Source organism: Cytobacillus oceanisediminis 2691, from assembly GCF_000294775.2.
GTDB lineage: Bacteria > Bacillota > Bacilli > Bacillales > Cytobacillaceae > Cytobacillus > Cytobacillus pseudoceanisediminis.
In genome coordinates this window covers 144,578-158,053 of record NZ_CP015507.1, presented here as the reverse complement: position 1 = coordinate 158,053, position 13,476 = coordinate 144,578, and the positions used below count along the sequence as shown (strand labels likewise).

The window sequence follows — 13,476 nt, the reverse complement described above, 5'->3', positions numbered from 1 at the left end:
TAACACCTAACAAAATAAAATTGGAATTAAAGAATAGGATGACTCACATTAGAGTCATCCTATTCTTTTTTATATTGAGGGCTCTGTAATTCATTTAAATAAAAAACCGAAGAAATGACCAACTCAATAAAAATAATGTGCCACCAGAGGCTATTAATATAGTAGTTAACTGTATTTTTTCTTTAGCTTGAAGACGTTTATATTCTTTATAAGTAACTTCACCTTTAGCAAATTGAAGCCCTGCTTCATCTGGTGAAACCGAATAATCTCTTCCATAAGCATCTTGTAGCATGACATTTGTGATCAAAGGTAAAGCTTCACCAGGTAGTAATTTAAAGTTACTTTCAATGGATGTATTTTCTTGAATCTTCACTTGATCACCAGTGGTAGCAACACCCACAAGGCTGTAAATGGAATACATCTTCATCTCTTCACATATTTTAAGGGCTTGTCGTTCAATGACATCATGAGTAAAGCACAATTTCTTTCACCTCATTTTATTAAAGACTGTGAGAGGAGAGTTTTTCTTAATTTTTCGGTTTGTGTTGTATATCAGTATTGACCTCCACATTTTTCTTTTTTTTAACATTTATATGCATGGTCAATTTCTACTGTGTATGCATAAATTATGCATACTTATATGGTAAAAGTGAGATGTATCTAAAACACTTTTTATAATTTTAAACTCTTTTATTATAAATGGTCAACAATCCAAGAAAATGAAATCAACTCTTGCTTCAGAGTTAGATATCCTGAAAACCCTCGTGCCATTATCTTTAATAAACCTTCATAACTCATAAGATTGGAGATAACTAAATGGTTTTTTTATCTTGGATTTTTCAAATTTTGATCATTTTCGTCATAATTATTATAGAACATATTGAAAAAGTACAGCTAAAGAAAGTTTTACCTTTAATTGCGATAGTGTTTGCTGCAGTGATTTTGTTGGTCATGATAAAGTAAGGATAAGTTTCAAAGAAACCAAGTTAAAACACATTATATCCCATAAGTGATCTATATTTCATGGGAAGTTATTAATGTCTCAATTCTTAATCTGGAAATTAGTCATAGTGAAATCTCAATAATCAAGTTAGTATTTTATATATATGTATTTTAGAACAAATCTTACACAAATCATACTTAGTGATTGTTAGATAAACAGAAGAAGTTAATTGAAAAATATCCGTTTATATAAAGAAAGGAAAGATGCCAAAGTGGTTATTCAATCAAATATGTCACCAGCAGCAATAGTTGAAGTTTGGTCCAATACAGCAGAAATTTTTAAAAGGCATAAAATTCCGTTTACAAAGCAGGTCTTAGCAACATTGATTGATGAAGAACAACTAATTCCGCTTCTCCACGAACTAAATGCAGCTGTAGGAAGCTCTGTTTCTACTTGCATAGATGGCGGCTGACAAATGCCATCTACAAAGGAGTAGGTGACTCCTTGGCTTAATGAAATAGTCTTACACTTGTGTCTTTTAACTTCTATGTTATTCTCTTATAACGAAGTAACATTTTTAACAAATATTAATTTGAGTTTATTCTAAAAAGACATCCTTTTGGTGCAAAGATTTCTTAGTAAAAGAAAAAGGCGGTATTTTACTAGTTGAATTGGAGCCATTTCGAAATACCTTTCAAAAGTTAAAAGGAAGAAAATTTGATAATAAAAAATGAAACCAAGATTACCAACAGCTTTTTTCAAGAAAGGGAGCAAATCAAAAACGCTTGGGATTATTATTTCCAAGCGTTTTTATGTGCTAATAATGTTGTTAAATTAGCTGTTGTTTATCCATGTTTAATGATTGACTTTTGATTTTTTTATTGCCATTTTCACAGTGAAAAATACTACGATTCCAATCATGGTAAGATTAAGCAGCCAACCTATAATACCATAAGCCATCATGCCAATTCCATATCCGCCCATCATTCGGGATCAACTCCCTTAAAAGTTATTCATCATACTTTCAGCACCACTTTGCTGCATCATACCATCCTTACCATGGCATGATTCAAACATATCTTTTTGCTCCTTTGTTGAGAGGTCGGGATGCATTTCTTCAATCATGGGCTTCATTTGCCCGAAGTTTAAACCTCCGTTTCCATTCTCCTCTGCAAATGCATATGTTCCTGCTCCTAAAATAAACCCTGCACCTAAGATACCAATCACAAATTTTCTCATGTATATTCATCTCCTTTCTTGTTTTTAGAATACCTTATGGAAATGTAAATCTTATGGAGAACTTATGTGGAACATATGAAGATTGCAATTCTAATAATCGAGGATGATAAAATGTATACAAGGAGTGGTTACGGGTGACTAAAATTCTTCTTGTAGATGATGAAGATATGATTCTTGAGGTATTAAAAGCCTATTTTGAAAAAGAGGGCTGGGATATTCTGTTGGCTTCTAATGGGATAGATGCCTTAAAAAAAGCAAAAGCCGACGACATTGATATTATTATTCTAGACCTAATGCTTCCTGATATTTCTGGAGAAGAAATATGTCGTTTAATAAGGAAAGAAAGTGATGTACCAATAATCATGCTGACTGCAAAATCAGACGAAGAGGATTTGTTAAATGGAATTAATCTTGGAGCGGATGATTATGTAAAAAAACCCTTTAGTCCAAGAGAAGTAGTAGTGAGAGCTCAAGCAATTTTAAGGAGAGTGAATAAAAGGATATCAGCTCACAAGCTTATATTTAATGAAAAAGAAATGATTATTGACTCAATAAAAAAAGAAGTAAAATTGAAAGGCAAGATTATTACCCTCACACCAATTGAATATAGACTCCTATTTACACTGGCCAGTTACCCAGGCAGGGTTTATAGTCGGATGGAGTTACTTGAAAAGTGTCAGGGGGACGGAACTTATTATGAAGGATATGAACGGAGCATAGACACTCATATTAAAAACCTTCGAAAAAAGATTGAAAGAGATTCACGGCAGCCTGATTATATACTGACCGTCTTTGGAATGGGTTATAAGTTTGGAGGAAGGCCCCATGCGGAAAACCATGCGCACTAGAATATTTTTTTATTTCTTAATAGTATCCTTATCAGGCATTTTATTAACTAGCCTTTCGATATTATGGGGTTTTGAAGGTCGCTTTAATGATTATTTATTAGAAGGAAGAGAGAAAAATATAAATCTGATTAAAGAAGAAATACTCAATGAGTATAAACAGACTGGCTCACTACAGAGTGACCAAGTTGTAAGTATTCTGCATGATCAAGCTATGACGGAAAATCTATATTATGAAATATATAATTCAAATGGAAAAATCCTCATTGAGACTAGCTCAATGAGAAAGATGATGGAGAATATGGGTCACAGACAAGATTCAGAGGCGAACTATAATTCAGATACTTATAATCTTTCTGTAGATAATAGTATTATTGGCAGCCTACAAGTGTATTATCAAGAGGAACTAGTCGCTGAGGATTTTTCATTTTTTCAAGCTATTAAAAGATATGTTTATGCTGCAGCTTTTTTTACAGTTATACTATCAGTTTTCTTTAGTATTTTATTTTCAAAATGGCTTTCAGCTGGATTCAATAAACTTTCGGTTGCTGTACAGGAGCTCCAAAAACATAAATGGAACACCCGCTTGAACGTTGAGGAATTGACTGAGGAAATGAAAGCTCTTGGATGGTCTTTTAATAATTTAGCAAGTTCACTTTCTAATGAAGAAAATCTTAGAAAGCAGTTTACCGCAGACCTCGCACATGAACTTCGCACACCTCTTGCATCATTGAGAAGTCAAATAGAGGCTTTTCAAGATGGAATTTGGGATCCTACTCCGGAAAGGCTGCAACAAAGCCATAATGAGTTAATGCGCTTAGTACGTCTTGTAAATGAACTAGAAAAACTTCTTGCTGCTGAGAATCCACAGATTAAGTTAAATGTGAGTAATATAGAAGCAAATAAGATGGCATGTTTCTTAAAAAATCAATTTGATTCAATATTTAATGAGAAAGGAGTAAAACTCCAAATCCTTAATTCTGGAAAAGAATTATGGTTTCGTGCTGATCAAGACCGAGTTATTCAAATATTAACTAACATTCTTAATAATGCTCTTCAATATACTTCACCAAATAAAAGGGTGGTTATCTCAGTTCTTGAAAAGAATGACAATATAGGTTTCGTTGTAGCCGATGAAGGAGTTGGGATAGACGAAAAGGATCTTCCCCATCTTTTTGAACGATTTTACAGAGGAGATAAATCTAGAACCCGAAAAACCGGAGGGATTGGTATTGGCCTCTCCATAGTAAAAGCATTAGTAAATGCACATGGTGGAGGCATACAGGTTACAAGTGAATTAAATAATGGCACTATCATAACGATTTTGTTCCCCAGAAATTAATAGGCACCAAAACCTTTTCAATTTTGAATTCACAACTTTTGGTCGGGGATTTCGCTAGCTGCTATTTACTTTTGTAAGTCCTCAATCGGATCAAAAAAACTCAAGAGGAATAAATATTTATCGAATGGGGAAAAGATTAAAAGCCAATGTTTTTATCTTACATAAGCTTACACCATATTTTCTGCACATTTTACAGTTATAATATCGGAAATTGCTAAAGGAGGATTTTGTATATGTTGAAAAAAGATTTTAGAAAATCAATTTTATTTGCATTGCTTGCTTCTCTTTTATTACTTTTGGGAGCCTGTACAAATGCAAATGATGAAAACGCAGAAAACAATGAAGGCACCGAGAATACAGAAGAGAGCAAAGACAATGAAGATATGGAAGGCATGGATCATGATAATATGGATGAAGATACAGAAGGCATGGATCATGATAATATGGATATGTCCAGCTCGGGCGAAGTTCCTGAAGGTTTAGAAGAAGCAGCTTCACCAACTTATGAAGTTGGAAGTAAAGCCATTATTGAGTCAGATCACATGTCAGGAATGAAAGGCGCTGAAGCAACAATAGTTGGAGCATATGATACTACGGTTTATACAATATCTTATACCCCGACGACTGGCGGAGAGAGAGTGGAAGATCATAAATGGGTGATCCATGAAGAGTTAGAAGGAGTCGAAGAAGAACCGCTTGAACCTGGAACAGAAGTTACTGTAAATGCGGAACATATGGAAGGTATGGACGGAGCAACAGCTGTAATTGACTCCGCTGAACAAACTACTGTATATATGGTTGATTTTACTACAACAACCGGTGGTGAAGAAGTGAAAAATCACAAATGGGTAACAGAAAGCGAGCTATCTCCAGCTGAATAAATTAATAAAACTTTAACATAATAAATAAGAATAAAAAGTCGATTCCAAACCATGGAATCGACTTTTTAAATCCTTAATCACAAATAGGCCCAGTACCAGCGTTCGTGCAACCAGGGGCAAAGTAAATCTTTTTATTGATTCAGTCCTGACTCTAGGGGCTTTTTTTATATTCTGAATTCCTATAAGATTTGCTGATACGTATGATAAGGAGGAAAAACAAAGTGAAGCAAAATTGGGACTTAGAAGAACTTATTGAACATTTTACCGTTATTCCAGAAGAAATGCGTTTACTCGGAAACAGATATGGAGGAACACGACTGGGGTTTGCCGTTCTAATAAAGTTCTTTCAATATCAGGGACGTTTTCCAAAAGGAAAACAGGAAATAAGTAAAGATGTTATTCAATACATTGCCAAGCAAGTAGATGTACCTGCGGATTTATTTCATGCGTACGATTGGGACGGAAGGTCAATTAAATATCATCGTGCTCAAATTCGCGATTACATGGGATTTAGGGACAGCACCCTTACTGATATGGAAGAAGTAAAATCCTGGCTTCAGGCTAACATCTTACCGCAGGAACTACAAATAGACAGAGTAAGAAAACATGTACTACATCACCTAAGAAAACAACAAATTGTTCCCCCAGCTCATGACCATTTAGAGCGAAACATCAAGTCAGCCATTTATCAGTATGAGGACCGGATTTCTCAATCCATTTACTCTAAACTTTCTGATCACTCCCAATCTAAGTTAGATACGTTTATACGTACTTGGTCCCATACAGAACAGATAGAAAAAGATCAAACCATTCTCAGTTTCCGAGAGCTTGTATCTGATCCGGGAAGAATCGGGTTAGACAGTTTATTTCAAGAGATAGAAAAACTACGAACAGTACGAGATATACAGCTTCCACCAAATTTATTCTACGGTGTTTCACCCAAGATGATCCGAACGTACAGACAGCGAGCTGTTTCTGAAGATATTAGAGAGTTGCGCAGGCATCCTGATCCGATCCGTTATACTTTATTGGCAGCTTTCTTTTGGTGTAGAGGTAGAGAAATTACGGATAACTTAGTTGAGCTCATTATCCAAATTGTTCATCGAATCGGTGCTCGGGCGGAACGAAAAGTAGAAAAAGAATTTTTACGGGATTTTCGTAAAGTAAGTGGAAAGACAAACGTATTGTTCCGCATGGCTGAAAAGGCAGTGGAACAACCAGACGGTATTGTGCGAGATGTTTTATTTCCTGTCGTAGGCGAAGATAAATTAAAAGATATTGTGAAGGAAATGAAACATACAGGTCCCTCCTATAAACAAAAAGTACATACTGTTATGAGATCCTCCTACGGTACTTATTACAGAAGAATGGTTCCAGCTTTACTTGATATTCTAGAATTTCAATCCAATAATGATGTGCATCGACCTGTGATAGATGCAATTGATTTACTTACACAATATAAGCTTACCAATCAGTATACATATAATGAAACAGATTATATCCCAATTGAAGGAATCGTTAAGCCAGGTTGGATTGATACGGTCATTGATAAAGAAACAAACAGTGTAAACCGAATGAATTATGAAATCTGTGTACTCCAAGCTCTGCGAGATCGATTACGTTGTAAAGAAGTATGGGTGGTCGGAGCTGATCGGTATAGAAACCCAGAGGAAGATTTACCAAAAGATTTTGAACAAAATAGAGAAAAACATTATAAAGCGCTTTGTAAGCCCCTTGAAGTACAAACACTTATTCACGAACTGAAACAGAGTATGAATACGGCTCTTGAGAAATTAAATAGAAGTGTTAAAAATAACTCCAAGGTACGTATATTGAGTAAGGGAAATGGCTGGATTTCTGTGTCACCTTTACAGGCACAGGCTGAACCGGTTAACCTAAATCTCGTAAAGGCAGAGGTCATGAAGCGTTGGCCCATGACCAATCTTTTGGATATTTTAAAAGAGGCCGATTTACGTGTACATCTGACACATGTGTTCCAAACGCTAGGTAATCGTGAGATCATTGATAAGGAAACACTGCAACGAAGACTTATTCTTTGCTTATATGGATTGGGAACAAACACAGGATTAAAGCGAATTGCGGCTGGTGAACATGGGGAAAGTTACAAGGACTTACTCTATGTACGGCGGAAATTCATCCATAAAGAGAACCTACGGCAAGCCATTTCAAAGGTAACCAATGCCATTCTAGATGCTCGTGTAACAGAAGTATGGGGTGAAGGAACAACTGCATGTGCGTCTGATAGTAAAAAGTTTGGAGCTTGGGATCAGAACTTGTTGACTGAATGGCATATTCGATATAGGGGACGTGGAGTAATGATTTATTGGCACGTGGAAAAGAACTCTACATGTATTTATTCGCAACTAAAATCCTGTTCTTCATCCGAAGTAGCTTCTATGATCGAAGGGTTACTTCGTCATTGCACAAATATGGAAGTAGAAAAAAACTACGTGGATACACACGGTCAAAGTGAAGTTGCCTTCGCTTTTTGTCATTTGCTTGGATTCCAACTAATGCCGAGATTTAAAGCCATTCATGCTCAAAAACTGTATCGTCCAGATGTAGGCATGCAAGACTCATATCCAATCTTACAGCCTGTTTTAACAAGAGCGATTAATTGGAGTTTAATTGAACAACAGTATGATCAAATGATTAAATATGCAACTGCTTTACGATTGGGTACAGCTGAAACAGAGGCGATTCTCAAGCGTTTCACTCGTAATAGTGGGCATCCAACGTATCGGGCACTCAGCGAATTAGGAAAAGTGTTAAAAACGATCTTCCTTTGTGAGTATTTATCATCAGAAGAAGTCCGAAGAGAAATCCATGAAGGGTTAAATGTCGTTGAAAACTGGAACTCTGCCAATAGCTTTATTTTTTACGGAAAAGGGGGAGAAATTCAAACAAACCGAATGGAAGATCAAGAAGTCGCTGTACTTGCTCTCCATCTTCTTCAAAACTGTTTAGTGTTAATTAATACACTGATGATTCAAGAGGTACTTTTGGAACAAAATAAATCTCTTCTCCAAAAGTTAACTCCTGAGGATTTTAGAGCCTTAACACCATTAATCTATGCCCATGTAAACCCGTATGGGACATTTAAGCTAAACATGCAAGAACGTCTGCCAATTGAAAGATCTTCCTAAGAATTACGATATATCATTTCTTTTTAAAGAGAAACTTACCGTCATGGGGTCCTGAAACGATTTAAAGAATAAGGGGTCACTATGAAAAACATCACCAAAAATCAAAAATCAGATGTTAAATGACCATAAATTGTGACAATTTGAACCCCCTTAGCGATTATGGGGGTGATAACTAGAAATGAATAGAGTATTTATTATAACTAAATTATTAATTTAGATGGCATGCTTAAACTTGACACCAAGTAAATATATATACTGTGCGTGGTAATTTTATGGAGGTGTATGTATGCATAAATGTCATTGCTGCCAAGGAGCAGGATGCTGTCGTTATTGTGGTGGTGCTGGTATGTGCTGTTGTTGTAGTGGGAGAGGATGTCATCATTGTCAGGGAAGTGGATGTTGTCCGTGTTGTCATGGTGGCAAAAAATGTGGTTGTTGTGGTGGATCAGGTGTTCAACCAATGTAAAGCTTACTAATTCAATTAAAACGGGAGCTTGTTACCCTAAGCTCTCGTTTCTTATGTTTGAAGTGTTAGAAATCTAGTGAGTGTTAATTAGCGATATAGTATAATACCCTTGGACACATCAATCATTTTTACATAAGGGGGGAAAAGGGATGAAGAAAATAATTTTTTCTTTAGCATTTTTAGTAGTGATGGCATTTAGTGGTTCTGTTTATGCAGCACAATCGGAAGAGATGGATTGTTGTCAATCAAAAAAAGAATGTATGGAAATGTGTGAGGAAATGAACTGTCAAATGGATTGTTGTGAAATGACGAAAAATGGAAAAATGAAAATGAAAGATTGTAAGAAAATGATGAAAAAGTCAAATATAGATTGCTGTTAATTTAGTATAAAAGGATCTTCCAGTCGAAACAACCCATTGATTTTACTACATTTTAAACAGGGTACACTCAGAATAAACAAAAAAATAAAAAGACCCTAATTTGGATTATGGTCTCAGGCTGTCGACAAAGTCGGCAGCCATTTTTTTATCTTGATAATGTCCAATATGTGGTATGTGATCCATGTTTTTTTATGAGTAAATAGGGAAAAGTTACAAAGAATAAAATTATCACTAATGAAAATGGAGATGAATAATATGGCAGATACAAATCAAATGCCTCGGGAAGAGGGCATAGATCATAGCTTAAGCCTTATGAGAGAAGGATACATGTACATTTTGAACAGACGTAAAAGTTTTAATTCTGATATATTTGAGACCCGATTGCTAGGAAAGAAAGCGATTTGCATGGTAGGAAATGAAGCTGCGAAAGTTTTTTATGACACTGAAAAATTCAAAAGAAAAGATGCAGCACCGAACCGGGCGGTTCAAACATTGTTTGGGAAGAATGGTGTGCAGGCATTGGATGGACTAGTTCACAAACATCGGAAAGAAATGTTTATGTCCATCATGTCTCCTAAAGGACTTCAAAAATTAACAAACATTACAAAAATACAGTGGAAGACAGCACTAAAAAAATGGGGACAGATGGATGAAGTTATTCTTTATGAAGAAGTAAAAGAAATCCTATGCAAAACAGCCTGCCAGTGGGCAGGTGTCCCGTTGGAAGAAGACGATGTTAAGGATTTTACAAAAGACTTGGCGGCGATGTTCGAGTCTCCGGCTGCCGTTGGTCCAAATCATTGGCTAGCGAGAAATGCACGGAATAAAGTGGAAAATTGGATTGGTGAGTTGGTTGATAAGGTGCGTAATGAGGAAATAAATCCTCCAGAAGATACAGCTTTACATATATTTGCCTGGCATCGCGATTTAGAAGGGAATCTTTTGGATACCGAGACTGCTGCTGTGGAAGTGATCAATATCTTGAGACCTATTGTGGCGATCGCTATATTCATCAATTTCACTGTGCTTGCATTGTATCATTATCCGGAAGAAAGGGAGAAACTTGAATCCCGTGATGAAAAATATGCTCAGATGTTTGTACAGGAAGTTCGCCGTTTTTATCCGTTTTTTCCGTTTGTCGTAGCATTAGTAAAAAAAGATTTCACCTGGAACGGCTATAAATTTGAAGAAGGCACATTAACTTTACTAGATCTTTATGGCACAAATCATGACCCTGAAATTTGGGAAAATCCTGATATGTTCAGTCCTGATCGGTTTGCTAAATGGGAAGGAAGCCCATTTGGCTTCATTCCGCAGGGTGGTGGTGATTACTTTATGGGTCATCGCTGTGCTGGAGAGTGGGTCACCATTGAAGTCATGAAAGTAAGTCTTGATTATCTGGCCAAGCGTATGGAATATGAAATTCCTAACCAGGATTTAAGTTACAGCATGGTGAGCATGCCAAGTATTCCCCATAGCAAAGTAGTGATAAAAAATGTTAAACGAAAGTTATAATTACACTAAATTTTTGTAGATAATTAGCTTATTAAGTTCGCCTTTTGCCGAACAAGATAAATGACAAAAGTTGATTTCTTAATCACAGAAGTCTGTTTTATAAGGTGGACACCTTAATTAATGGAGAACCAGCCGCAAAGCCTATTTTTCTCTAATAGGGGTACCGCCAACATTTTGACATAAAACCCACGTTAAGACAATAAATGGAAAACAAAAGCTGATTTCTCTAACGCTAAGAGAAGATCAGCTTATCTTTATGTCTTTAATGGACGTAGTTTATTTGAGTTAGGTGCCTTTTTTAAGTCAAATGTATATTCATTCAGTGCCCCTTTGAGTTTAATAAATTAAAAAGTAAGCTTCAAAAGTCCCTCTGGTTAACAGTAGGGACTTATGTTTTTCTCCTTTTAAATAATGGAATCTATCTTAACCAACTAACTATTGGATATAAGTAATTGCTTGTCTACCCATTTGCACCCATGCAGCTTCAAAGTCTGCTATTTTGGCCTTTTTATTCTTTGTATTTGTTAGTGGATCATTAAAGTAAATATAGCTTTGGTCATATCCTGTCACTAATACAGAGTGCAGCTTATAAGTGATTTCAATCAGGCCTGTTGGAGTAATCCATGTTTCAAATTTATCTTCTGGTAATTCAGTATATAAGGTATTTGTAATAACCCATACTGGCGATCCAAGATTAAGATAATACTTAATAGTACTTAAATCGCTTCCTGTTATATCAATAATTGTTTCAGGTAAATATTTTTCAGCTAATTCCCGTATTGGACCGTGGTACACACCATAGCCAGGTTCAGTTAATATGTACATGTTTCCAACAAAACCACTATTAGGGTTCCCAAAATACTCTTTATCTCCCTCTTTTCGATAACGAGTAGAATCTTTTTTGACTACCTTTGCCAAATGCATTTTATCCACTGCAACACCCGCGGATTGGAGCAGCATTGCCAGCGATGTAACTTCACATCCTCTTGGTAATTCTGGAAGCTGAGAGATAATTGGTGCACTTAAAAGGACACTTTTCTTAAATTCTAGCTTTTTTAATGATAGATTATTATGTTTTTCTGAATGTAATGTAACGTTGACAGGCTTTAATGTCATGTGATTTTCATCTAAATAGGAAAAAGGGGAAAATCCTTCTTCATTTAAATAGCCATAACTACTTATAAAAAATAGAATCAAAAATAAAACAGAATAAACAAAAGCTGCTTTTTTATAAGTTGAAGCAATAAGTTTAGATGCTCCTAATTTTGATATAAGAAGAAAAAGAGTGAGTGAGACCCCTGCTAAAAAAATAAACATATCAATTCTCCTGATGGATTTTAAGTAGATGTGTAAAAGCATCAATTTTTGTTCATTAGGGGACTGAAGAAACACTTTTTTAATGGTTTAGAGTATCTCTTAAATAAAATACACTTATTGTTCCATTCTCATTTAATAGGATTGATTTTGGATGCTTTTGATTCTTTATATGTACTAATTAGCAGCAAGAAAGCTCCACTAACTAGAAAGACATCTGCTGTGTTGAAAATGGGGTAATTTATAAATTGTATATCAAACATATCCGTGACTTCTCCGAAAATTAATCGATCTGTTACGTTTCCAGCCGCACCTCCAATAAACAAACCAAGAGCTATACGTGTTAGTTTATCTGTAACCTTCCGGGAATAGAAGATAATTCCGATTATTGCAATAAAAGCAATACTGATTAGAAAGAATTTTTGTCCCGAAAAAATTCCCCATGCAGCTCCTGCATTACGATGGGAGGTTAGATGGAAAAAATTATTAATTATAGGAATGGTTTGACCATATTCCATAAAGTTCCTGGTCATATATTTAGCAAGTTGGTCAATTGTTAATGTTATAAGAGCAATCCAATACAAAATTGTCACCTCAAAATTATAGAGTTTCTGTTATTATTTGTGAGCATCATTATTTACCTTTCATTCAAATAAACATTTGAGTAAGTTGCGTTTCTAGATTATAATTATTAATGGAAAATGTCAACCCTTCACTTAATCTATGAAATATAAGACACGGTGTCTCCGGAACCATGCAAATGCGGAAAACCATTCCCAGTCGTACAAGTTGAAGGGCGAACCGATGACATTTTAAAATTCTCTGCTCCGAACGGACAAGTCGTCAATATCCTGCCCTTGGCTCTGAAAACCATTGTCGAGGAAATTACAGGAGTTGACGTTTCCAACTGATTCAAACGGCACCGGAACAATTAACAGTACGTATAAAAGTGGACGAGGGTAATCCAAGAGATCAAGTTTGGGAAAATGTTAGAGAAGCCCTTTTAGATTACTTTGCAACACAGGGGCTAACTACCATTTCAATAGAAAAACTGATGAGTTACCACAAAGGAACCCTAAAAGTGGCAAGTACCAGCATGTTGATTATCATGAATAACCAAATGGTAATGTATCTAGATTTATTTTATACGGAGAATAAAACGACTAGAATAGTTACTAATAAGCCGATGATTCCTTAGAGTAGGAATCATCGGCTTATTTTATGTCGAAATTTGCTTAGCGTGGGTTTTATGTCAAGATGTTGGTGGTACCCCTAATAAAGAGATAAATTGGGCTTTTTATATTGAAAAACTCTTCAAGTTTTAAAACTGGCACCCTTACACTATTCCTAGTGTATCCAACATAGAAAGGAAATTAAATTTAGT

The 13,476-nt window shown here is 35.5% G+C and carries 14 protein-coding genes; 9 read left to right on the top strand and 5 right to left on the bottom strand.

Annotated elements, in window-relative coordinates; all coding sequences use genetic code 11:
* Positions 1–94: 94 nt before the first annotated feature.
* A complete protein-coding gene (locus A361_RS27925; RefSeq protein WP_162272029.1) occupies positions 95–400 on the bottom strand; it encodes a hypothetical protein in 306 nt (101 codons plus the stop codon).
* Between the two features lie 772 nt (positions 401–1,172).
* Between A361_RS27925 and A361_RS27920 the strand changes: the two genes are divergently transcribed.
* Complete coding sequence (locus tag A361_RS27920) at positions 1,173–1,415, top strand: hypothetical protein (protein ID WP_019380886.1); 243 nt, start codon at positions 1,173–1,175, stop codon at positions 1,413–1,415.
* Positions 1,416–1,798: 383 nt separating this feature from the next.
* Here A361_RS27920 and A361_RS31330 read toward each other — a convergent pair whose 3' ends face one another.
* Positions 1,799–1,930: a hypothetical protein gene (locus A361_RS31330; protein WP_019380888.1), complete on the bottom strand. Its 132-nt coding sequence runs from the start codon at positions 1,928–1,930 to the stop codon at positions 1,799–1,801.
* A 15-nt stretch (positions 1,931–1,945) separates the two neighbouring features.
* Positions 1,946–2,182, bottom strand: coding sequence for a hypothetical protein (locus tag A361_RS27915; RefSeq protein WP_019380889.1), 237 nt, complete (start codon positions 2,180–2,182; stop codon positions 1,946–1,948).
* 134 nt (positions 2,183–2,316) lie between these two features.
* Between A361_RS27915 and A361_RS27910 the strand changes: the two genes are divergently transcribed.
* From A361_RS27910 to A361_RS27880, 7 genes are all read left to right on the top strand, one after another.
* Positions 2,317–3,030, top strand: a complete 714-nt coding sequence (locus tag A361_RS27910) for a response regulator (protein WP_019380890.1) — start codon at positions 2,317–2,319, stop codon at positions 3,028–3,030.
* Positions 3,008–4,369, top strand: a complete 1,362-nt coding sequence (locus tag A361_RS27905) for a sensor histidine kinase (RefSeq protein WP_019380891.1) — start codon at positions 3,008–3,010, stop codon at positions 4,367–4,369. The genes A361_RS27910 and A361_RS27905 overlap by 23 nt, the downstream gene beginning before the upstream one ends.
* Before the next feature lie 233 nt (positions 4,370–4,602).
* On the top strand, positions 4,603–5,250 hold the full coding sequence (locus A361_RS27900; RefSeq protein ID WP_019380892.1) for a YdhK family protein: 648 nt from the start codon (positions 4,603–4,605) through the stop codon (positions 5,248–5,250).
* Positions 5,251–5,471: 221 nt separating this feature from the next.
* Complete coding sequence (locus A361_RS27895; RefSeq protein ID WP_019380893.1) at positions 5,472–8,417, top strand: Tn3 family transposase; 2,946 nt, start codon at positions 5,472–5,474, stop codon at positions 8,415–8,417.
* 272 nt (positions 8,418–8,689) lie between these two features.
* Complete coding sequence (locus tag A361_RS27890) at positions 8,690–8,893, top strand: hypothetical protein (RefSeq protein WP_019380894.1); 204 nt, start codon at positions 8,690–8,692, stop codon at positions 8,891–8,893.
* Positions 8,894–9,032: 139 nt separating this feature from the next.
* Positions 9,033–9,263, top strand: coding sequence for a hypothetical protein (locus tag A361_RS27885; RefSeq protein ID WP_019380895.1), 231 nt, complete (start codon positions 9,033–9,035; stop codon positions 9,261–9,263).
* A 255-nt stretch (positions 9,264–9,518) separates the two neighbouring features.
* Positions 9,519–10,778: a cytochrome P450 gene (locus tag A361_RS27880; RefSeq protein WP_019380896.1), complete on the top strand. Its 1,260-nt coding sequence runs from the start codon at positions 9,519–9,521 to the stop codon at positions 10,776–10,778.
* Positions 10,779–11,213: 435 nt separating this feature from the next.
* Here A361_RS27880 and A361_RS27875 read toward each other — a convergent pair whose 3' ends face one another.
* Together A361_RS27875 and lspA are read right to left on the bottom strand one after the other, a co-directional pair.
* Positions 11,214–12,095: a C39 family peptidase gene (locus A361_RS27875; protein WP_019380897.1), complete on the bottom strand. Its 882-nt coding sequence runs from the start codon at positions 12,093–12,095 to the stop codon at positions 11,214–11,216.
* 128 nt (positions 12,096–12,223) lie between these two features.
* Positions 12,224–12,685, bottom strand: coding sequence for a signal peptidase II (lspA, locus tag A361_RS27870; RefSeq protein ID WP_236888106.1), 462 nt, complete (start codon positions 12,683–12,685; stop codon positions 12,224–12,226).
* A 356-nt stretch (positions 12,686–13,041) separates the two neighbouring features.
* On the opposite strand from lspA, the gene A361_RS30355 reads away from it, so the two are divergent.
* Positions 13,042–13,290 (top strand): hypothetical protein, encoded by a 249-nt coding sequence (locus A361_RS30355; protein WP_019380899.1) that lies wholly within the window; start codon positions 13,042–13,044, stop codon positions 13,288–13,290.
* Positions 13,291–13,476 lie beyond the last annotated feature (186 nt).